The sequence below is a fragment of the Bacillus sp. N13C7 genome (assembly GCF_026790065.1).
Taxonomy (GTDB): Bacteria; Bacillota; Bacilli; order Bacillales; family Bacillaceae; genus Bacillus.
On record NZ_JALAMO010000004.1, the window covers coordinates 38,873 to 59,711 of the forward strand.

20 protein-coding genes are annotated in these 20,839 nt (G+C 44.8%); 14 read left to right on the forward strand and 6 right to left on the reverse strand.

Annotated elements, in window-relative coordinates; translation table 11 throughout:
* The first annotated feature begins 36 nt into the window (after positions 1–36).
* The 4 genes from MOB98_RS04035 to MOB98_RS04050 all read left to right on the forward strand — a co-directional run bounded on the left by MOB98_RS04035 (position 37) and on the right by MOB98_RS04050 (position 3,486).
* Positions 37–1,221, forward strand: a complete 1,185-nt coding sequence (locus MOB98_RS04035; RefSeq protein WP_268358485.1) for a DUF4885 domain-containing protein — start codon at positions 37–39, stop codon at positions 1,219–1,221.
* Between the two features lie 308 nt (positions 1,222–1,529).
* A complete protein-coding gene (locus MOB98_RS04040; RefSeq protein WP_268358486.1) occupies positions 1,530–2,918 on the forward strand; it encodes an amino acid permease in 1,389 nt (462 codons plus the stop codon).
* 113 nt (positions 2,919–3,031) lie between these two features.
* Positions 3,032–3,280 carry a sigma-G-dependent sporulation-specific acid-soluble spore protein CsgA gene (csgA, locus tag MOB98_RS04045; protein ID WP_003234887.1) on the forward strand — a complete coding sequence of 83 codons (249 nt, stop codon included), beginning with the start codon at positions 3,032–3,034 and terminating at the stop codon, positions 3,278–3,280.
* Between the two features lie 14 nt (positions 3,281–3,294).
* On the forward strand, positions 3,295–3,486 hold the full coding sequence (locus MOB98_RS04050; RefSeq protein WP_041521120.1) for a DUF5370 family protein: 192 nt from the start codon (positions 3,295–3,297) through the stop codon (positions 3,484–3,486).
* A 29-nt stretch (positions 3,487–3,515) separates the two neighbouring features.
* On the opposite strand, the gene blaOXA is transcribed toward MOB98_RS04050, so the two are convergent.
* Positions 3,516–4,319, reverse strand: a complete 804-nt coding sequence (gene blaOXA / locus MOB98_RS04055) for a class D beta-lactamase (protein ID WP_268358488.1) — start codon at positions 4,317–4,319, stop codon at positions 3,516–3,518.
* Between the two features lie 173 nt (positions 4,320–4,492).
* Between blaOXA and cypC the strand changes: the two genes are divergently transcribed.
* Positions 4,493–5,746: a fatty-acid peroxygenase gene (gene cypC / locus MOB98_RS04060; protein ID WP_268358490.1), complete on the forward strand. Its 1,254-nt coding sequence runs from the start codon at positions 4,493–4,495 to the stop codon at positions 5,744–5,746.
* Positions 5,747–5,786: 40 nt separating this feature from the next.
* Here the strand turns inward: cypC and MOB98_RS04065 are convergent, their stop codons facing one another.
* The gene (locus tag MOB98_RS04065) at positions 5,787–6,047 is read right to left on the reverse strand and encodes a hypothetical protein (RefSeq protein ID WP_268358493.1); all 261 of its coding nucleotides are present in this window, start codon (positions 6,045–6,047) and stop codon (positions 5,787–5,789) included.
* A 267-nt stretch (positions 6,048–6,314) separates the two neighbouring features.
* Between MOB98_RS04065 and MOB98_RS04070 the strand changes: the two genes are divergently transcribed.
* Entirely contained in the window at positions 6,315–7,934 is a 1,620-nt protein-coding gene (locus tag MOB98_RS04070) for an APC family permease (RefSeq protein WP_268358494.1), read from the forward strand.
* 212 nt (positions 7,935–8,146) lie between these two features.
* The gene (locus tag MOB98_RS04075; protein ID WP_268358576.1) at positions 8,147–9,775 is read left to right on the forward strand and encodes a Na/Pi cotransporter family protein; all 1,629 of its coding nucleotides are present in this window, start codon (positions 8,147–8,149) and stop codon (positions 9,773–9,775) included.
* Between the two features lie 24 nt (positions 9,776–9,799).
* Here MOB98_RS04075 and MOB98_RS04080 read toward each other — a convergent pair whose 3' ends face one another.
* On the reverse strand, positions 9,800–10,690 hold the full coding sequence (locus MOB98_RS04080; RefSeq protein ID WP_268358496.1) for a glycerophosphodiester phosphodiesterase: 891 nt from the start codon (positions 10,688–10,690) through the stop codon (positions 9,800–9,802).
* 98 nt (positions 10,691–10,788) lie between these two features.
* Positions 10,789–12,123: a glycerol-3-phosphate transporter gene (gene glpT / locus MOB98_RS04085; RefSeq protein ID WP_268358497.1), complete on the reverse strand. Its 1,335-nt coding sequence runs from the start codon at positions 12,121–12,123 to the stop codon at positions 10,789–10,791.
* 288 nt (positions 12,124–12,411) lie between these two features.
* On the opposite strand from glpT, the gene MOB98_RS04090 reads away from it, so the two are divergent.
* From MOB98_RS04090 to MOB98_RS04100, 3 genes are all read left to right on the forward strand, one after another.
* Entirely contained in the window at positions 12,412–12,660 is a 249-nt protein-coding gene (locus MOB98_RS04090) for a YbeF family protein (protein WP_268358499.1), read from the forward strand.
* Between the two features lie 93 nt (positions 12,661–12,753).
* Complete coding sequence (locus MOB98_RS04095; protein WP_268358500.1) at positions 12,754–13,671, forward strand: bifunctional helix-turn-helix transcriptional regulator/GNAT family N-acetyltransferase; 918 nt, start codon at positions 12,754–12,756, stop codon at positions 13,669–13,671.
* Positions 13,668–14,921, forward strand: a complete 1,254-nt coding sequence (locus tag MOB98_RS04100; protein ID WP_268358578.1) for an MFS transporter — start codon at positions 13,668–13,670, stop codon at positions 14,919–14,921. Before MOB98_RS04095 ends, MOB98_RS04100 begins: the two co-directional genes overlap by 4 nt.
* A 111-nt stretch (positions 14,922–15,032) precedes the next feature.
* On the opposite strand, the gene MOB98_RS04105 is transcribed toward MOB98_RS04100, so the two are convergent.
* Together MOB98_RS04105 and MOB98_RS04110 are read right to left on the reverse strand one after the other, a co-directional pair.
* A complete protein-coding gene (locus MOB98_RS04105; protein ID WP_268358502.1) occupies positions 15,033–15,974 on the reverse strand; it encodes a DMT family transporter in 942 nt (313 codons plus the stop codon).
* Positions 15,971–16,798 (reverse strand): AraC family transcriptional regulator, encoded by an 828-nt coding sequence (locus tag MOB98_RS04110; RefSeq protein ID WP_268358504.1) that lies wholly within the window; start codon positions 16,796–16,798, stop codon positions 15,971–15,973. The genes MOB98_RS04105 and MOB98_RS04110 overlap by 4 nt, the downstream gene beginning before the upstream one ends.
* A gap of 379 nt (positions 16,799–17,177) precedes the next feature.
* On the opposite strand from MOB98_RS04110, the gene purT reads away from it, so the two are divergent.
* The 4 genes from purT to MOB98_RS04130 all read left to right on the forward strand — a co-directional run bounded on the left by purT (position 17,178) and on the right by MOB98_RS04130 (position 20,834).
* Positions 17,178–18,332: a phosphoribosylglycinamide formyltransferase 2 gene (gene purT, locus MOB98_RS04115; RefSeq protein ID WP_268358506.1), complete on the forward strand. Its 1,155-nt coding sequence runs from the start codon at positions 17,178–17,180 to the stop codon at positions 18,330–18,332.
* A 142-nt stretch (positions 18,333–18,474) separates the two neighbouring features.
* Complete coding sequence (gene mpr, locus MOB98_RS04120) at positions 18,475–19,416, forward strand: extracellular metalloprotease Mpr (RefSeq protein ID WP_268358508.1); 942 nt, start codon at positions 18,475–18,477, stop codon at positions 19,414–19,416.
* The gene (locus MOB98_RS04125) at positions 19,379–19,777 is read left to right on the forward strand and encodes a YbfJ family protein (protein WP_268358511.1); all 399 of its coding nucleotides are present in this window, start codon (positions 19,379–19,381) and stop codon (positions 19,775–19,777) included. The genes mpr and MOB98_RS04125 overlap by 38 nt, the downstream gene beginning before the upstream one ends.
* 172 nt (positions 19,778–19,949) lie before the next feature.
* The gene (locus MOB98_RS04130; protein ID WP_268358513.1) at positions 19,950–20,834 is read left to right on the forward strand and encodes an alpha/beta fold hydrolase; all 885 of its coding nucleotides are present in this window, start codon (positions 19,950–19,952) and stop codon (positions 20,832–20,834) included.
* Positions 20,835–20,839 lie beyond the last annotated feature (5 nt).

Below are 20,839 nucleotides of genomic sequence, written 5' to 3' on the forward strand. Positions count from 1 at the left end.
AAAAGAGTAAGAGAGAATTGTTCAGGGGGGAATCCTATGCGTCTGAATCGGCAATTTATCCGCACGCAGATGTTGGCACAGAACATATTGAAAAAGGATTGGGCTGTTAACCGTGAGAATACGTCTGAAAACACAGCGGCGGTGCTGGGGAAGGCTTACAGCAGGCTCGAGTCACGATCTTTAAATGAGGGAATCAGTCAGGTCAATTATTCTAAAAGCAGCGTAACTGGAAACACCGGAACTTTCAGTAAGGTGTATCAAGCAGCGAATGATCGAACAGTGACAGATACAGGGGAGGAAACAGTGATCCAATCCAAGAATCCCTATGTGTCTGAGAGTGATATCAGAATCAAAATACTAGATGAAAAATACAGCAGGATCAATGCGATAAACAAATCAAAGCCTGATCCATTAGGCTATATTAAGGATAAATACCAAAATGCGAAGTCACCTTATTTCAGAAGTGATCTGTCAGCTGCAGAAAGACAGGCTGCTTACGATAATGAAACAGAGTGGCTATTCAAAGGGAAGGCACAAAACTATAACCTGCAGGATGCGGCTTTTCGCAATGTCACGTTTCATGGTGAAGTGGAGGCTGAGAATGCAAAGGTGTATCAGCGCAGCCAGGTTAATCAGCAGCTGCAAGTGCTGTTGAACCGAAACGATATTCACATTCCGCTGGGGACAGAGCTTACGTTTACGATTACGCCGATTGACTATAAGGTACAGGTGAGCGGGACAGACGATGAGGCGCTGATTGAGCAAATTGAGCAGGTGCTGCAATCTGGAGACAACAGCAAAGAGCTATTTTTACATATCATGAAAAGCCAAAGCGGCGATTCAACGCAATTTTCCGAAGAGGCATATCAAAAGTATCAGGCTGCCCGTGAGATGTATGAAGTTACAGGCTATCATTTGAGAGATTTAGAAGTGATTGATGGGCGGTACGTAACGCCTGATGGACGTGACTTATTAGACGTATATAAAGAAGAACTTGAAAAAGATCCTGTGCAAAAACAAACGGCTTCTTATGCTATATCTCACTATCGTTCGGAGCTCAGTAAAATAGCGGAAGCCGGGTATGATGCCATTCCTGATTTCATCCTATCGATTGATTACAGCAATGGTTCTTTACGAGATGCAGGACAAAGAAAGAGCTATGGCACCGGGGATACCGGGTGGCTTGAAACATTAAAACGCCAAACTGGCGTGAATTATTAGATAAGCTGTTCATTGTGAACAGCTTATTTTTTTATGAGAATACAAGGAAAAAAGGATTTAAACAATTTCATTATATCTATATAAAAGATTTTTATTTAAGTTCTAATGAAAAACTCTGAATAAAGGTGTTTACCTGAAAAAAACAATTGTATTTTCCAGAGAAATTTATTATGATGAAATAAGTAATTTTGGAGATTATATAACAATTTTAAGTTTGAATTTTCTGATTGTTATAACTGATTGGTGAGAAGGCAAGCAGGTTTGCCGTTTTCTCATTTTCGAGTATTTGGTTAAGAGGAGGAAGAGAAGTGGCAAATAAAGAATTAAAGAGGGGCCTGGGCGCGCGTCATATTCAGATGATCGCCTTGGGCGGTACGATCGGTGTCGGCTTGTTTATGGGCTCAGCCAGCACGATTTCATGGACTGGTCCGTCTGTCCTTCTGGCTTATGCAATATGCGGAATTTTTATCTTTTTTATTATGCGTGCGATGGGTGAAATGCTGTATGTCGAGCCGAGCACAGGTTCTTTTGCGACATTCGGCCATCAATATATTCATCCGCTGGCAGGTTATATGACAGCATGGAGCAACTGGTTTCAGTGGATTATCGTCGGCATGTCAGAAATTATCGCTGTCGGATCATATATGAAGTACTGGTTCCCGGATTTGCCTGCTTGGATACCTGGTATCGTGGCAATGGTGATTCTTGGGGCGGCGAACTTAATTTCTGTTAAGTCGTTCGGTGAGTTTGAGTTTTGGTTTGCGATGATTAAAATTGTGACGATTATCTTGATGATTATTGCAGGAATCGGGATTATTTTCTTTGGGTTTGGCAACGGCGGAAATCCGATCGGCTTGTCGAATTTGTGGTCTCATGGAGGATTCTTTGCAGGCGGTTTCTCAGGCTTCTTCTTTGCGCTGTCTCTCGTCATTGCGGCCTATCAAGGGGTTGAGCTGATCGGGATTACAGCAGGTGAAGCGAAGGATCCGCAAAACACGCTAAGAAGTGCGATTCAAAGTATTATCTGGCGTATTTTGATTTTCTATATTGGCGCTATTTTTGTGATCGTGACCGTGTATCCTTGGGATGAGCTCAATTCACTTGGAAGTCCATTCGTGTCTACGTTCGCGAAAATCGGGATTACGGCAGCCGCAGGCATTATTAACTTTGTCGTGATTACAGCGGCAATGTCCGGCTGTAACAGCGGTATTTTCAGCGCGGGCCGCATGCTTTATACATTAGGCGTCAATGGGCAAGCGCCGAAGTTCTTTACGAAGATTTCACGCAATGGTGTGCCGCTGTACGGCACAATTGCAGTGCTGATCGGTTTGGCTGTCGGTGTTGTGCTGAACTATATCGCGCCGCCGAAGATCTTTGTCTATGTATACAGCGCAAGCGTGCTGCCGGGCATGATTCCTTGGTTTATCATTTTGATCAGCCACATCGGATTCAGAAAAGCGAAGGGCGCTGCATTGGATCATCATCCATTCAAAATGCCATTTGCCCCTTTTACAAACTATGTGACGATTGCTTTCTTGCTGATGGTTCTGGTCGGCATGTGGTTCAATGATGACACTCGTATCTCTCTGATTGTAGGCGTGATTTTCTTAGCGCTTGTGGTCATTAGCTATTATGTGTTTGGGATTGGCAAACGTGCGCAGGCCAATTTGACAAAAAGCGGCCAAGCGGCTGAATAACCATAAAAAAAAGAGACATTCACGGATGTCTCTTTTTTTATTTTTAGCGTATGGATTTTTCCTATTTCAGCAAGCTATAGGATAAAGATAGCAGAAGGAAAGGTGTTCATAAAATGGATGTTACACTTGGTTATTTGCGTGAATCACTTTCAAATCATCTTGAAAATGAAGTCTGCCAGCGGATTTGCAAGAAGATGCTGGCGAAGCGGTATGCGAATGAAGAGGAATTTGTTAAAGACTTAGATGATAATGAAATGTCTTTTTTGAACCATGTATTAGAAAAAGAAATTAAGTATGCGCAGAATGAACAGGATCAAAAGCGGGCCAAGGAATTAAACGAGGTGTATGAATTACTGCTTTGAAAGGCGGGTTAGATATGGGAGCAATTGAACGAAGCGGATATACATTTCAGCCGGAGTTTAGCGTCGTCCGTCAAAACGGAGCCATTCATGTGTACCATCACGGAGAATTTGTGGAAGAAATCGAGTTTGAATTTAACGGGGAATATCCCGATCATGATTTGATTGAAGAGCTTGTGAATCACTATTGTTTTGAGCATGACATTTAGAGCCCTGCCTATTTGCAGGGCTTCTTTATTTAGGATGTGATCAAGCCATACTTTTTCAGGATATCCACTGTGATATTTTTGGCCTTTGTGCCTGAATCATCGACATTGGTGACAAAAATATACGAGCCATGCTCTGTTTTGATGAATCCGACAAACCAGCCTAATCCCATATCTGTCAGGCGGGTTCCGGTTTTTCCGTAGAGCGTGTAGTGATCTCCTTCCTCTTGTATCATCATGCGCTTGACGGTTTTCATCACTGATTTGTCAAATGGAAGCTCCTCTTTTACAAGCTTCTCTAAAAAGGCTTCTTGTTCCAGCGGAGATATTGTCAGCGAGCTTTGCAGCCAAAACTGGTCGATCCCCCCGCTGATATCTTCATTGCCGTATGACAGCGTATGAAGCCATGTTCTCATCCTTTGCTCACCGATATCTCTCGCTAATGCTTGATAATACCAAATGGCGGATTCCCGCATGGCCGAGCCTAGTGTATGGTCGCGGTTCCATGTTTCGAATTCGCGCTTGACCCCGTCCCACCGTTTAACATCGTATTCATCCCGAACAGCTTGTACCTGTAACCCGATTAAGGCGTTTACGACCTTAAAGGTGGACTGCGGGGTTTGTCTTTTGTTTGCCCGTTTTCTGTTGTAGACAAAGGTTTTATCCTTTTGCACATCGTGAAGAATGAAGGTTCCGTCCGTATCCTTGAATTCATCATCGACATTCATTTGGCTGACATTCAGGTGCTTTTCTTGGCCGGAAGTTGCTGCGTGAACGGAAAAACCGCCGATTCCTGCAATACTCAGTACAAGCACAACATATATCCATTTTTTCATTTAGTTCTCCCCTTTGTTTTGATCAATTACCTTTTCTCTATTTCTTCTGTTCTTCCTTTAAAAACTGCTCCTAAAAACGCTTAAATTTGGTCCTGCAAACAAATACTGTTATTGGGTTTATGCTTGTAGGATTAAGTGAAAATAGAGGGTAAAAAGGAAGGCAGGATAAGCGAATGAATGAGCAGATTCCACATGACAAAAGTCTCGATAACAGCCTGACGCTGATGCAGGAAGGATATTTGTTTATTAAAAACAGAGCAGAGCGCTATCAATCAGATCTGTTTCAGGCTCGTTTATTGGGAAAAACCTTTATTTGCATGACCGGCGCTGAGGCGGCGAAGGTGTTTTATGATACGGAGCGGTTTCAGCGGCAGAATGCTTTGCCGAAGCGGGTACAGAAAACGCTGTTTGGCGTTAATGCGATTCAGACGATGGATGGCAGTGCGCATATACATCGGAAGATGCTTTTTCTGTCATTAATGACACCGCAGCATCAAAAGCGGCTGGCTGAGCTAATGACAGAGGAGTGGGAAGCGGCCGTTACGAGATGGGAGAAGGCGGATCAGGTTGTGTTATTTGAAGAAGCAAAAGAAATCCTATGCCGGGTAGCGTGCTATTGGGCTGGCGTTCCGCTGAAGGAAACGGAAGTCAAGGAGAGAGCGGATGACTTTATTGATATGGTGGACGCGTTCGGAGCTGTAGGTCCGCGGCATTGGAAGGGAAGAAGAGCAAGGCCGCGTGCGGAGCAGTGGATTGAAAGAATGATTGAAGATGCTCGTGCCGGCTTGCTGAAAACATCTGCTGGCACAGCACTGCATGAAATGGCATTTCACACACAAGAAGATGGAAGCCAGCTGGATTCCAGAATGGCAGCCATTGAGCTGATTAATGTACTGAGGCCTATTGTCGCCATTTCTTACTTTCTTGTGTTTTCAGCTTTGGCGCTTCATGAGCATCCGAAGTATAAGGAATGGCTGCGGTCTGGAAGCAGCCGGGAAAGAGAAATGTTTGTGCAGGAGGTCCGCAGATATTATCCATTCGGCCCATTTTTAGGGGCGCTTGTCAAAAAGGATTTTGTATGGAATAACTGTGAGTTTAAGAAGGGCACTTCGGTATTGCTTGATGTATATGGAACGAACCACGATCCTCGCCTATGGGATCATCCCGATGAATTCCGGCCGGAACGATTTGCAGAGCGGGAAGAAAATCCGTTTGATTTGATTCCTCAAGGCGGGGGTCACGCCGAGAAAGGCCATCGCTGTCCAGGGGAAGGCATTACAATTGATGTCATGAAAGCGAGCCTGGATTTTCTCGTCAATCGGATTGAATACGACGTTCCGGAACAATCGCTGCAATACAGTCTTGCCAGAATGCCATCATTGTCTGAAAGCGGCTTTGTGATGAGCGGAATCAGACGGAAAAGGTAAATCAAAAAGCTCTCTTCCTTATCGAAGAGAGCTTTTTTGATTACTTCTTTTTTTCATCGTAGTATTGGACGGGATACATGGAGCCTTCTGATACCATTTTGTTGTCCTCAATATCTTGCGGGTCAGGGTGGCCGGCTTTATCGACTGGGAACGTTTCCATATCCGGCTGTTTTGTTAGTTTCATTTTCATGTTGTGAATGAATTCTCTTGCTTTTTGGCGATTTGACGGGTCTTTTAATAGATAAGAAGTGATGCCGACAGTTGAAACAGCGAGACCTGAAAGTAACAGCTTTTGTTTCATGGTAATACTCCTTTCTATTGTAAGAGTAGTGTTTCCTGTATCATTCCCGTTTTGATTATGGTTAAACCTATAGTGTTTTCATGATTTCATTTTACATAAAATTACATTTATGAAAAACTAGTGACTACATTCCTGTATTGGAAGCTAATATACATGGACTTATTATTATTTTTAGCCACAATTCGATAAATATTGACAAAGTAAAGTAATCAGAATAATAATATAATTAGCAAGAGAATGTCATCATACATGAAAGGTGTTTACGATATGAATCAATTGCATCGAAGAATGGGAACGTTTTCCCTCATGATGGTCGGGCTCGGGTCGATGATTGGCTCAGGCTGGCTGTTCGGGGCATGGCGTGCGGCCCAAATAGCAGGACCAGCTGCTATTATTTCGTGGATTATTGGAATGGTCGTTATTTTATTTATTGCTCTTTCTTACAGTGAATTAGGTTCTATGTTCCCTGAAGCCGGGGGAATGGTAAAATATACGCAATATTCACACGGTTCGTTTATCGGATTTATCGCAGGCTGGGCCAACTGGATTGCAATTGTGTCTGTCATTCCGGTTGAAGCGGTGGCCTCTGTTCAATATATGAGCTCGTGGCCTTGGGAATGGGCGAAATGGACAAGCGGTTTGGTGAAGAATGGAACGCTGACTGGGGAAGGGTTAGTGTTTGCCTCTGTATTGCTTCTCATTTATTTCCTGCTGAACTACTGGACAGTCAATCTATTTTCCAAAGCGAACTCATTAATTACGATTTTTAAAATTATTATTCCAGGTCTGACAATTGGAGCGTTGCTGTTTGTCGGGTTTCACGGAGAGAACTTTACGGCCGGCCAAAGCATTGCGCCGAATGGCTGGGCGAGTGTGCTGACGGCTGTTGCCACTTCCGGTATCGTCTTTGCGTTTAACGGTTTTCAGAGCCCGATTAATATGGCGGGTGAAGCGAAGAATCCGGGAAGATCGATTCCGATTGCGGTTGTCGGCTCCCTTTTCGTTGCGACAGTCATTTATGTACTCCTGCAGGTAGCCTTCATTGGAGCGGTGAATCCTTCTGATATCGCAAACGGCTGGAGCCATCTGAATTTTAATTCTCCTTTTGCTGATTTGGCGATTGCGCTGAATATTAACTGGCTTGTCATCGTATTATATGCGGATGCATTTGTATCACCGTCTGGAACAGGGATTACGTATACGGCGACGACGTCCCGCATGATCTACGGAATGGAGAAAAACAAATATATGCCGAGTATATTTGGGAAGCTTCATCCGATTTACGGCGTTCCGCGCCAAGCGATGTTTTTTAACTTGGTTGTTTCGTTCATCTTTTTGTTCCTGTTCAGAGGGTGGGGCGTGTTAGCGGAAATCATTTCTGTCGCCACGTTAATTTCGTATATCACCGGCCCGATTACAGTAATGACTTTGAGACGGACGGGGAAAGACCTGTACAGGCCTCTTCGTTTAAAAGGCTTAAGCGTGATTGCACCGCTTGGGTTTATCTTTGCGTCGCTGGTGCTGTATTGGGCACGCTGGCCGTTAACAGGACAGGTTCTGTTTATTATCCTGATCGGTCTTCCGATTTATTTCTACTATCAGGCGAAGGCGAAATGGAAAGGGTTTGGCCAAAACTTTAAGGCCGGCGTCTGGATGGTGTTTTATCTGCTTGTCATGATGGTTATATCTTATTTGGGCAGTGATAAATTCGGCGGCCTGAATGTCATTCATTACGGCTGGGATATGGTTCTGATTGCGGTGGTATCACTTGTATTCTATGTGTGGGCGCTGAAGAGCGGCTACCAGACAGAATACTTAAAGGACGCGAAAGAGATAAATTCTCAGCTGCTTAATGGACAGTCGGAAGCTGCTGCCGGAAAAGAATAATGGAAAACCTTGCGCTGCGGGCGCAAGGTTTTTTTGTGCTGATTTGGTCATTGTCGATGCGAAATGTTACACCAATGTAAATATGATTTGGGCTTAATAGGCCCATTGTTAAGTTAGTGTAAATTTGTCCGGAGATTCATTTACAATCATATGAACTTGAAACATAATCGTAGGGAGTTTTGCTGAAAAATGTCGAGACAGAGGTGAAAGCGTTGGCGATTGATGTACAGACATTACTGTTCGAGTTTCTCGGGGGTCTTGGTATTTTCCTGATTGGGATTAAGTTCATGGGAGACGGACTTCAGAAATCGGCTGGAGATAGATTAAGAAATATTTTAGACCGTTTTACAAGCAATCCGCTGATGGGCGTATTGGCGGGAATTATTGTAACGGTTTTGATTCAGAGCAGTTCCGGAACAACGGTTATCACCGTAGGGCTTGTCAGTGCGGGTTTTATGACGCTCCGACAGGCCATTGGCGTCATTATGGGAGCCAATATTGGAACAACGGTTACCGCGTTTATTATCGGTATTGACATAGGGGCCTATGCATTGCCGATTATTGCTGTCGGCGGATTTTTACTGTTTTTCTTTAAACATAAACATGTGCAAAATGCGGGACAGATTGTGTTCGGGTTCGGGGCACTGTTTTATGGGCTGGAGCTAATGAGCGGCGGCATGAAACCGCTCCGTTCACTTGAGGCCTTTCATGATTTAACGGTTAGTATGAGCTCCAATCCGGTTCTAGGTGTCGTTATTGGGACTTTGTTTACGGTTCTCGTGCAAAGCTCCAGTGCCACGATTGGTATTCTGCAAGGTTTATTTTCAGACGGGCTGATTGATATTAACGGCGCGCTGCCGGTGTTATTCGGTGACAATATCGGAACGACGATCACCGCAGTTCTTGCATCTTTAGGTGCATCTGTTGCAGCGAGACGTGCTGCGGCTACTCATGTGCTGTTTAACCTTATTGGGACAGCGATTTTCCTGATTTTGCTTAAACCATTCACAGCATTGATCTTAACGCTTCAAACATCGATGGGGCTTGATCCGAAGATGACGATTGCATTCGCACACGGAATCTTTAATACGACCAATACGATTATACAGCTTCCTTTTGTCGGGCTATTGGCTTTAATCGTAACAAAACTGATTCCGGGCAAGGATTCAATGGTCGAATACAAGTCGCATCTTGATCCGATTTTTATCGAGCAATCTCCATCTATTGCTCTCGGACAAGCAAAAGAAGAAGTGCTGCAAATGGGGAACTTTGCGGTGCAAGGGCTGGAAGTCACAAAACAGTTCTTAGTGACAAAACAGACAAAATACGCGGCGAATGCTTATCAGATAGAGGATGCGGTTAACAATCTAGACCGGAAGATTACCGATTATTTGATCGAGCTTTCTTCAAGTTCTCTCTCAGAGCACGAGTCTGAGGAGCATCATATGCTGATGGATACAGTCAGAGACATTGAAAGAATCGGGGACCACTTCGAAAATGTGATTGAACTGATTGAATACCAACAGGCGCATCGTGTGGTTATCACTGAATCTGCCATGGCGGATTTAACGGAAATGATGGATTTGACAATTGCTACCGTGAAGGCATCCATGGAAGCATTGGACCACAATGATGTAAAGATAGCTGATCGAGTTATTGAAAAAGAAGATGAAATTGACAAAATGGAACGGAAGCTTCGCAAAAAGCATATTATTCGTTTGAATGAAGGGCTCTGCACTGGACAAGCAGGCATCGTCTTTGTCGATATGATCAGTAACCTGGAGCGTATCGGCGATCATGCGGTGAATATTGCTGAAGCTGTTATTGGTGAAAATCGATGAGAAAAAGCTTAGAATCCTAGGATTCTAAGCTTTTTTGTAGTCTTTTTTAACGTGCTGGAAAATATCAGGGTAATTTGTGAACACTCCTGTCACGCCCCAGTCAAGCAGACGGCGCATATCTGCTTCAGCATTGACCGTGTAAGGGTGAAGCAGGAGGCCGTGGCTGCGGATCATGCTGACGTTTTCAGCATTCAGCGCTTTGTAATCCGGTCCTGCACCGACAGCGTATGTTTTGATTTCGTCCAGGCCAGCATCTGTCATTGACGCCATTTGTTCGGCTTCCAGCAACTGAACGGTTGGCAGGTTTGGCTGTAATTGATGGATTTTTAACAGGCTTTCTTTGCTGAATGATTGAATGATGATCTGGCCAGGCTTAGTATGTTTGCCTAGTAATCTATGTTTTTGCAAAGAAGCGATCAATTTTTCTTCCATACCTGGGTAGGTGTCAGGCGATTTTGTTTCAATGTAGTAGTTCGCATGTTTTCCGAAACGGTCTAATACCTCATCTAATGTAGGTACTTTAAGACCGACATACTGCCGCTTTGCTTTTTCCGGATAGGCTTTGTTAAACCAAGAACCGGCGTCAAGTTTCTTAATGTCTGCAAGTGTATAGTCTTTTACCCAGCCTGTTCCGTTTGTGGTGCGGTCCAGTTTTTCATCATGCATGACAATCAATTTGCCGTCTTTTGTCATTTGCAGATCCAATTCAATATAATCGGCTTTCATTTTCTGAGCAGTTTCGTAAGACAGAATTGTGTGCTCAGGCACATATCCGGAAGCGCCTCTATGCGCGACCGTCAGGATACGGTCAGGTGACAGCAGGTTACCTTTTGATGCTGCCGACACCGGCGTTACCATAAATGAGAGCAAGCCCAGCGACAGAAGAACTAGGGCCAGTATTCTATTTTTTCGCATGATTTCTCCTCCTTATAGTTAAGCAATACCTGTCTTCCATATTAAAAAACGGATGTAAACGGCGTGTAGGAAAATGATTAATCTTTTATGTTTCTTTCTTAAACGTGTTCAGCCCGTTTTCCTGTATTCCACGTCAAAGCTAAGAAGACGATAGCCAGAATGCAGGAAGAGATCAGCATGATAAAGCCGCCATTCCAATCAAACTGGTCAACGACAAAGCCCATAATGGCGTTTGCAAAGGCCGATCCGCCGATGTATCCGAAAAATCCGGTCAAACCTGCTGCGGTTCCGGCCGCTTTTTTCGGCGCGAGATCAATCGCTTGAAGGCCGATCAGCATAACAGGTCCGTAGATTAAGAAGCCAATGCTGATCAGGGCGATGTTGTCTATGAGCGGATTGCCCGCGGGATTCAGCCAATACACCAATACGGCAATGAAAACGCCTGCCATAAACAAAACGCCTGCCGGTGCCCGTCGGCTTTTGAAGAATCGGTCACTGATCCATCCGCACAGGATCGTTCCCGGAATCCCGGCGTATTCGTAGAGAAAATACGACCAGCGCGAGTCTTCAGGAGAAAAGCCTTTGGCTTCTGTTAAGTAAGTAGGCGCCCAGTCAACCACGCCGTACCGCACGAAATAAACAAATACATTGGCAAACGCGATGTACCAAAGAAATTTGTTGTTCAGTACATATTGGAAAAGAATTTCTTTTGTTGTTAATTCTTTTTCCTGATTTTTAAAAGCGTGTTTCGGATAGTCATTCCGATACGCCTCAATTGGCGGGAGTCCGCAAGATTGAGGTGTATCGCGCACCAATAAAACAATCAAAAATGAAATGATAATGGCGATGATGGCAGGGAAGAAAAACACGCTTTTCCAGGTCACGAACATCGCGATGCCAAGAGTGACAAGCGGTGCAAGAATCCCGCCTCCTATGTTATGGGCGACGTTCCAGATCGACATTTTGGTGCCGCGTTCACTAATGGAAAACCAATGGGCCATCGTCCTTCCGCAAGGCGGCCAGCCCATTCCTTGAAACCAACCGTTGATAAACATAAAGATAAACATGATGGTGACACTTGAAGTCACCCAAGGCATTGAAACGAAAAGAATATTAACAATTGCTGATAAAAATAGGCCTGTCGCGAGAAAATATCTCGGATTGCAGCGGTCAGACACCATACCCATGATGAATTTGCTGAATCCGTACGCAATCGAAACAGCGGCCAGCACCAAGCCCAGTTCCGTTTTGGAAAATCCCTGTTCCTGCAGATAAGGAATTGCAAAGGCAAAGTTTTTTCGCAGCAGGTAGTAGCCTGCGTAGCCAATGAAAATACCAATGAATACTTGCAGCCTGAGCCGTTTGTAAGCCGCATCCATCTTTGAATCATCCAGTCTCTCAATGTGAGGAGCCGGTTTAAATATGTTAAGCATCAAAATCATCCCCCTTTGCTGTTTGTGCTGGATGTGTGGCGTGCCTCCTTTCCGAAAAACAAAAAGAGCCAGAAAACACCCCTTGTCAAAAGGGGCTGGATTCCTGGCTCTCCTCATCTCCATCCAAGCTATTAACTTATCATGATAGCGCTTACTTAAATTATCATAGTCTGGAGCGAATGTAAACGGGTAATTTTCAAATGGATTAAAAAGTAAATATTATCCTTTTACTTATTGCAGTTATGTTTTTTTACTAGTAGCATAAAAATTTGGAGGGAGGCTGTTGCAGTGGATGAATTAGATATCGCATACGGTATTTTACCGTTATCGATTATATTGTTTTCAATTGCCGGGACTTGTGTTTGTAAAAACGTGTATCTGATGCCGATGCTTAGTTTCATCATTTCGCTAGTGCTCACCTTTACCATTTTTAACGCATCATTTCTGGGATGGGCTGTTGTCTATAGCTTGTTTTCATTGGCTTTATCCTACATCACATTGAGTGTGGCCAGGAAGAAGAAAGCATCGGGAAAATGAAAAATGCCCCACTTTTTTGACGCATCGTTGACTATGGCAACTATATTTGATTATAATGGCTTTAATCAACAGTATCAGAAAGTGGGGATGAGGTTGAAAACCAGTGAATCAACTGTCGGATTAAAATTCAGAAAGTTCAATCGATTTTATACGAATGTCCTGGGCTTCCTTAATGAGCATATTTACGACAGCCCGTTTTCCTTAACAGAAACACGGATTTTATTTGAAATTTACAATACGCCTCATTGTACGGCAAAAGCCCTTCAGGATAAGCTTGGGCTTGACCGGGGATATGTCAGCAGGATTTTGAAACAATTTGAAAAAGAAGATTTAATTTATAAACAGAGGAGCAAAGCTGACGCCCGCCACCATTATATTTATGTTACGGAAACGGGAAAAACAATTTATAAAAAATTGGAGGAGAAAGCCAACGAACAAGTGGAATTGATGCTGGAGGAAATTGACCAAAAGGACCAGCACAGGCTTGCGGAGGCGATGGCAGAGATTGAAGCAATCCTTTCACGGTCGCTATCTTCCAGAACGTCAGACATATCGATTAGAGATTATTTCCTTTCAGATGATCTTCAGCTTCTCATTGAAAAACAAAGACAATTCTATGCGGAGGCTCATGGCTGGGACGATACGTTTTTAGCCTATCTTCAGGAAACATTTGATGCGGATATCGAAAGCATATGGATTGCGGAGAGCGGCGGGAAATTTGCCGGCTGTGTCGGGTTGGTCAAGCATGATGAAAAGACAGTCCAGCTTAGATGGTTCTTGGTTGATGCGGCTTTTCGAGGCAGAGGGCTCGGCACGCAATTACTCGAGCATCTGGTTGCGTACTGTCGGGACATGAAGTTTGACCGCATTTTCCTTTGGACGGTGAGCACCATGGCTGAGGCTCGTCCGCTCTACGAAAAATTCGGGTTCAGGATAAGTGAAGTGAGAAAAGAAGCGCCATTATGGGGACAGCGTCTGACAGAAGAACGGTGGGATTTGGAGCTGTCATGAAAAGACTGCACTACGCTTGGATCATTGTGTCCGTCACTTTTTTGATCTTATTGGCCGTTCAGGGGGTGCGCCTATCGTTTGGTGCGTTTGTGGAGCCGTGGGAACGGCAGTTTTCAATTGATAGAGGCACCATCTCGCTGATTTCTACGATGAGTTTTATTGTTTATGGCATATCACAGCCTGTGATCGGGCGGCTTGTGGACAAATGGGGTGCTCGGGCAGTTTTGTCATGGAGTGCGTTACTGACAGGAGTCAGCATTTGTTTAACATGTTTTGTCACTTCACCTTGGCAGCTGTTTCTGCTTTACGGGCTGGGTGTTTCGCTTGGGGTTGGGGGAGCATCGAATGTGGCCGCAAGTGTGCTAGTCGTCAATTGGTTCAGCAAAAAGCGGGGACTAGCCTTTGGAATCATGGAAGCAGGTTTTGGAGCGGGGCAAATGCTTCTCGTTCCAGGCTCACTTATGCTGATTCATTGGTTTAGCTGGAAGCTGACGGTTGTGGTGTTGGGATTGCTGTTAATGGTGATTGTCTTTCCGGCTGCACTGCTGATGCTGCGGAACAACCCTTCAGAAAAAAACGCAGAGCCGATAGGCGGGCTGGCTGCTCCGGAAAAAGAGACAGCATCAAAAACAGCACCTCTTTCTGTGACGGGGATGTTTCGCATGAGGCCATTCTGGTTTTTGGTTTTGCCGTTTTTGATCTGCGGATTTACGACCGTAGGTTTGATGGATACCCATTTGATACCCTTTTCGCACGATCACGGTTTTTCGACGACAGTCACAAGCGCAGCTGTCAGCCTCTTGGCAGGTTTTAATATTGCCGGCATCCTGCTGTCTGGAATTGTAGCAGACCGGTGGAGCAGCCGGAAAATCCTGTGCTTGTTATATGCGGTGCGCGCGCTGTCGATCGGGATTCTCATTTACAGCCACGAGTCCTACTTGCTGTTAGCCTTTGCGATTCTGTTTGGATTAGTGGACTTCGCAACGGTGGCGCCGACTCAAATGCTCGCCACCCAGTACTTTCAAAACTACTCGATCGGACTCATGATCGGCTGGCTGTCACTCGCCCATCAAATCGGCTCAGCACTCGGTGCGTATGTGCCTGGTGTCATCTATACGATAACAGGTGAGTATACACTGGCTTTTTATTTATCGATTGGGATGCTTGTGCTGGCAAGTGTGATGAATGTGATGCTGAGGGAGCCCGCGGCGGTTACACGTGATAGTGCAGCTGTGGTGGAGAAGGGATAAAGAGAAGGAGCATCTCTGGTTTTATATTATTCAGAGATGCCTTTTTGTATTTTTTCTTATACTAAGGTGGATTAGACCGTGCTAAGCTGGCGGATCTTTGTTGAAGGTCATTTATTTCTTGTGATGACTGATATAAGCATCTTTTTTAAATCCGTTCTCCACCAGCTTCACTTTCGGTTTCATCTCTGAAATGTAGAGGCCTAAAAGGGTAAGAGCACCCCCAAGAAGAGCGATCCAGGTCATGTTTTCGTGCAGGATCAGGATGGAGGCTGTGATTGTGATGATCGGCACCATGTAAATATATGCGCTGGATTTGACGGCTCCGAGCACACCGACTGAGTAATTCCACGTGGCGAAGCACAGGGCGGAAGCACCGATACCGAGGAAAAGCATATTGAGTCCATTTGAAACAGATGAAAATCGGTTCAGGCCAAAATGGAAGTCGAACACAAATAAAGCGGGAACCATAAACAACAAACCGTACAAAAACACTCTCTGTGTCAGCTCGATAATGTGGTAATCGTAAGCGCTTAATTTTTTCATAAAAATCGAGTAGCCTCCAAACACGAGCGCGGCTCCGACTGCCATAATGTCTCCGAATGGGTTCAGACGAAGTACGACATTGCCGTTGAATGTAATCAATAAAAGCCCGATCAAAGCTGCCCCAAATCCAATGAAAAAAGGCAGCCGCAGTTTTTCGCCTTCAAGCAGAAAGTGAGCAAGGACTGCAGTAATCATCGGAATAATGGACACGATCATGCCGACATTTGAAGCGTATGTATACGTAAGGGCTATATTTTCTAATAAAAAGTAAAGGGTTACGCCAAATAAGCCTGCCCCGGCAAATAACAGCTCCTGCCGCCAGTTTTTGAACGGAATCATTTTGGGCCGTACGAGAAAAAGAGCAATAAAGCCCAGCAAAAACCGGTAAAATAATATTTCCATTGGCGTAAAGTCTGCCAGCAGAACCTTTGTTGAAATAAAAGTTGTCCCCCAAATCAGAATGGTCACAATGGCTGCGATATGCCCGCCCGTTTCTCTTTGTGTGCTCATCTTTGAAGCTCCTTTTCAAAAATCTTCATGTATTGCTTCGGCGTCAGCCCCACCTGCCGTTTGAAAAATTTCGTCATATGGCTCTGATCGCTGAATCCTGTTTGAAATGCCGCATCAATCGGTCTTATCCCTTGTTCAAGGAGTTTTTTCGCTTGATTAATCCGGATTGTCTCTAGGTAGCTATTAGGCGTAATGCCTTTTTGTTTTGTAAATGAACGCAATAAATGATACTTGCTCCAGCCGGTTAGTTCACTCAAATCATTGAGCGTGACGTTTTCGGCATAATGCTCCTCTAGAAATCTGCAAACCATTTTGACTTCGTCGGACGGTTCAGGAATGCTGTTGCGGAACGTGACGTCAGAATATTGGCGGATCAGCTCTTCAAGCAGATGTAGAAACAGCTCCTCCTTACGCAAAGCCTGCTTTTCATTGGAAATCAAAATGTGCAATTCCTGAAGGCTGGCTGTCAGCTCATGGCGGAATAACACATGCTGGGAGAAGTAAGGAAGATGACCGGCGCCTGTAATCTCTTCCACCGCCTTCTCCATGACATCCGGCATTACATTAATACACCGATAATCAAGCGTCCGGCCGTCAATCTGCTCACAGCTATGCGTGTCACGGGGGTTAAAGAGGAGAAGATCACCTGGATTAATGATATATTCTTGATCCTGGCAGGCCAGATACCGCTGTCCTTTTTCAATAAAGCCAATCACATAATAATCGTGGAAGTGGTTCGGGAATTTCTGCATAATCCCTTTGAAGCGGTAGGCTTCGATATTAAGATGCGGGTCGAGGTGCAGTGTTCGGGTTTCGTTTTGCATGGGATGCCTCCTGTCGGTGTGGTGGACTTGGATTAAGTGTAGCATGATTTTTGGGGATTTCTTGTATGATGTTGCTGTGATAAAAAGGGAAAGCAGGTGATTTACATCACTTGCAACAATTTCTTTATTGAAAATTTTATTTTTGGTCTTTAACCATATTTCAATTATTTGTGTTAGTTCCTTTGTTTCTATTTCACATATTCTGCTTTTTATATAAGCTTCGGGATCATCTTCATCTGCATATTCTGGGAAATTGTTTTGTGGGAAACCGTCTGATAATAAAGCCCCGTAATGATTTCTTACTTTGTCTTTTTTAATAAAAATTTATTTTTCAAATATTTCAGTTATAATGGTTGGGAAGCAGATAGGAGGGGCAAAGATGTATCAATCAAAGAAGGTTTTATTGTTAGGTTCAGGTGAGTTAGGAAAAGAAGTAGTGATTGAAGCCCAGCGTCTTGGGGTGCAGACGGTGGCGGTTGACAGTTACGCGCATGCTCCGGCGATGCAGGTCGCGCATAACAGCTATGTCGTTGATATGCTGGACAGTGAGCAGATCAGAAGCGTCATTGAGAAAGAAAAACCGGATTTGATTGTGCCTGAGGTTGAGGCAATTGCTACGGATGAATTGCTGAAGCTTGAAGAGGAAGGGTTTCACGTCATCCCGAATGCGCGTGCGGCGAAGCTGACGATGGATCGGGAAGGCATCAGGCGGCTGGCGGCAGAAACGCTCGGACTTGCGACGGCTGGCTATGAATTTGCGAATACATATGATGAATTTGTACAAGCGGCAGCTCAGATTGGCTTTCCTTGTGTCGTTAAACCTTTAATGAGTTCATCTGGAAAAGGCCAAAGCGTGTGCCGCTCTGAAGACGATTTAGAGAGCTGCTGGGAGACAGCGATGGAAGGCGGACGGGTGAAAAATGGCCGTGTGATCGTAGAGGAGTTCATTCCATTTGAATCAGAAATTACGCTTTTAACTGTACGTGCAGTCAACGGCACGACTTTCTGTGAACCAATCGGTCATGTGCAAAAGGACGGAGATTATATCGAATCTTGGCAGCCGCATCATATGACGGAGCAGCAAATGAAAGAAGCCAAGCATATTGCAAAAACGATTACCGATGAGCTTGGCGGGTACGGCCTGTTTGGCGTGGAACTGTTCCTTGCGAAGGATAAGGTGTATTTTAGTGAGGTGTCTCCTCGTCCGCATGATACGGGTCTTGTCACGTTGGTGACGCAAAATTTGTCGGAATTCGGGCTGCATGTCCGGGCGATTCTCGGTTTTCCGATTACAGAAATCACACAGCTTTCTCCTGGCGCCAGCCGGCCCCTCAAAGCACCGGAAGAATCAGCGGATTACACTGTTGAAGGACTGGAACACGCACTGGCAGTGCCGAAGACACAAGTTCGCGTCTTTGGTAAGCCGATCACGAAAGCCGGTCGCCGTATGGCGGTTGCACTTTCTGCGGCTGATACAGTCGAGACAGCGAGAGAGAACGCAAAGAAAGCATTGGATCAGCTATCTATAAAATAGAGTTTCGCGGGCCTTGTGATGGTACAAGGCCTTTTTTTTTTATCTTCCATAAAAGTTTTATCATAAGAATCAAAAACCTGATTATAATGTAAAAGTCTTCCATCTATATGGGTGGTTGACACAAAAGGAGGGAGATGACAAAATGAAATTAGTTCCAACATTCAGAAAACAATGCACTGCTTGCTTTATGGTTTTATGCTTGGCGATGGCAGCGGCGGTATCCTTTGGTGTATCGGCAAAGGCGGCAGAGAATCCGCAAACTTCTGTATCAAATACAGGTAAAGAAGCTGATGCCACGAAAAACCAAACGTCAAAAGCAGAGCAGATTTCCGCCCCTTATGAGGGAACCGGAAAAACAAGTAAATCGTTATACGGCGGGCAAACGGAACTGGAAAAAAACATTCAAACCTTACAGCCTTCAAGTATCATCGGAACCGATGAACGCACGAGAATCTCCAGCACCACGTCTTTTCCTTATAGAGCAACTGTTCAACTTTCAATCAAGTATCCCAACACCTCTAGCACTTATGGATGTACCGGATTTTTAGTCAATCCGAATACAGTCGTAACGGCTGGACATTGTGTGTACAGCCAGGAGCACGGATGGGCTTCGACGATAACCGCTGCTCCGGGCCGCAATGGTTCTTCATATCCATACGGTACTTATTCAGGCACGATGTTTTACTCCGTCAAAGGATGGACGGAAAGCAAAAACACCAATTATGATTACGGAGCGATTAAATTAAACGGTTCTCCTGGAAACACGGTTGGCTGGTATGGCTACCGGACAACAAACAGCAGCAGTCCAGTGGGCCTTTCCTCGTCAGTGACAGGATTCCCGTGTGACAAAACCTTTGGCACGATGTGGTCTGATACAAAGCCGATTCGATCCGCTGAAACGTATAAGCTGACCTATACAACTGATACGTACGGCTGCCAAAGCGGCTCGCCTGTTTATCGAAACTACAGTGATACAGGGCAGACAGCTATTGCCATTCACACGAACGGGGGATCGTCATATAACTTGGGAACAAGGGTGACGAACGATGTATTCAACAATATTCAATATTGGGCAAATCAATAAATACAGCAAACTAGCCATTTTCATGTCTATTTTGTTTTTATGCGGATGCAGTTCACAGACGCAATCTGCTCAGAAAGAAATGGTTATTCCTGTCACTCTTCATGTGGAGGATGCCAAGGGGCTGCCGGTCGAAGGGGTTCAAGTGACGATTGTCAAAGCACCGGCCTCAGACCAGGAGCCGAGTCCAGAGATTGGCGAGATACTCGGTAAAACGGACAAAAACGGAGACATCAAATGGGATACCGGCAAAAAAGGCGACTACTCAGTCGCATTGACGAAGGATGAAACCTCAGTAACCCATCATATCTCATTAACAGAGAATAAAAAAGATAAGGTCATTCCATTGGTTTTTAAAGAATAGGCAGTTTTCCTGATTACGAGGAAAACTGTCTTTTTTATGTATCACAGGAAGCCAAACTATATACTGGAAATTTATAATATGAGATAATAAGAAATAGGTATTTTTTCTTACGAGACAAAAGGAGCATGATCCTTTATTTTATATCAATCAAACCCGGAGGAAAAAGAAGAAGATGACACAAGATTCGATGCAGCTTGCCACGGCTGAGAGCGGTCTCCGCTTTTACCAGGCATATGATAAAAGCCTTTCTTTGTGGCCGATTGAGCCGGAAGCATTCTATGTTTCTACTCGTTTTGGAAAAACACATATTATTGCAAGTGGGCCAAAGGACGCACCCTCGCTCGTTTTGCTTCACGGGGGCCTCTTCAGCTCCGCTATGTGGTATCCCAATATCGCGGCGTGGAGCAGTCAATATCGTACATATGCGGTCGATATAATAGGAGACAAAAATAAAAGTATACCCTCGGCGCCTCTGGATACGAGAGCTGACTGTGCAGACTGGCTGAAAGATGTTCTTGATTCGCTCGGACTTCAGACGGTATACCTGGCAGGCCTTTCGCTTGGCGGATCCCATATTGTAAATTTCTTGATCCGAGCGCCTGAAAGAGTAGAGCGGGCAGTTATCATGAGCCCTGCTGAAGCGTTTATTTCATTTCATCCGGATTTCTATAAATACGCTGCGGGGCTTACAGGGTCACGGGGAGCTGAGGCATATATCAAGTGGGTTACGGCTAGCCGTTATGATCTGCACCCTATGCTGCACAGCCAAATTATAGCGGGGGTGGAATGGCAGGACGAACAAAGAAGTCTGAAGCCGGCAGAAAACGGCTTTCCGTACGTATTCACAGACCGGGAATTGAAATCAATTGCGGTCCCGATCCTGCTGATGTTCGGTGAGCACGAGGTGATGTACCACAAGCAAATGGCCCTAGAACGGGCTTCGGTATTGGTTCCGGAGATTCAGGCTGAGATCGTGAAGAACGCCGGACATCTGCTATCTTTGGAGCAGCCAGAGTACGTCAATCAGCGCGTTTTGTCCTTTTTGAACGAGGAGTAAAATTG

Coding starts and splice junctions, on each gene's coding strand:
- MOB98_RS04050 (WP_041521120.1), top strand. CDS start 3,295: ATGGGAGCAATTGAACGAAGCGGATATACATTTCAGCCGGAGTTTAGC.
- blaOXA (WP_268358488.1), bottom strand. CDS start 4,319: ATGAAAAAATGGATATATGTTGTGCTTGTACTGAGTATTGCAGGAATC.
- mpr (WP_268358508.1), top strand. CDS start 18,475: ATGAAATTAGTTCCAACATTCAGAAAACAATGCACTGCTTGCTTTATG.
- MOB98_RS04100 (WP_268358578.1), top strand. CDS start 13,668: ATGAAAAGACTGCACTACGCTTGGATCATTGTGTCCGTCACTTTTTTG.
- MOB98_RS04130 (WP_268358513.1), top strand. CDS start 19,950: ATGACACAAGATTCGATGCAGCTTGCCACGGCTGAGAGCGGTCTCCGC.
- MOB98_RS04125 (WP_268358511.1), top strand. CDS start 19,379: ATGTATTCAACAATATTCAATATTGGGCAAATCAATAAATACAGCAAA.
- MOB98_RS04080 (WP_268358496.1), bottom strand. CDS start 10,690: ATGCGAAAAAATAGAATACTGGCCCTAGTTCTTCTGTCGCTGGGCTTG.
- MOB98_RS04065 (WP_268358493.1), bottom strand. CDS start 6,047: ATGAAACAAAAGCTGTTACTTTCAGGTCTCGCTGTTTCAACTGTCGGC.
- glpT (WP_268358497.1), bottom strand. CDS start 12,123: ATGCTTAACATATTTAAACCGGCTCCTCACATTGAGAGACTGGATGAT.
- MOB98_RS04070 (WP_268358494.1), top strand. CDS start 6,315: ATGAATCAATTGCATCGAAGAATGGGAACGTTTTCCCTCATGATGGTC.
- purT (WP_268358506.1), top strand. CDS start 17,178: ATGTATCAATCAAAGAAGGTTTTATTGTTAGGTTCAGGTGAGTTAGGA.
- csgA (WP_003234887.1), top strand. CDS start 3,032: ATGGATGTTACACTTGGTTATTTGCGTGAATCACTTTCAAATCATCTT.
- MOB98_RS04110 (WP_268358504.1), bottom strand. CDS start 16,798: ATGCAAAACGAAACCCGAACACTGCACCTCGACCCGCATCTTAATATC.
- MOB98_RS04105 (WP_268358502.1), bottom strand. CDS start 15,974: ATGAGCACACAAAGAGAAACGGGCGGGCATATCGCAGCCATTGTGACC.
- cypC (WP_268358490.1), top strand. CDS start 4,493: ATGAATGAGCAGATTCCACATGACAAAAGTCTCGATAACAGCCTGACG.
- MOB98_RS04035 (WP_268358485.1), top strand. CDS start 37: ATGCGTCTGAATCGGCAATTTATCCGCACGCAGATGTTGGCACAGAAC.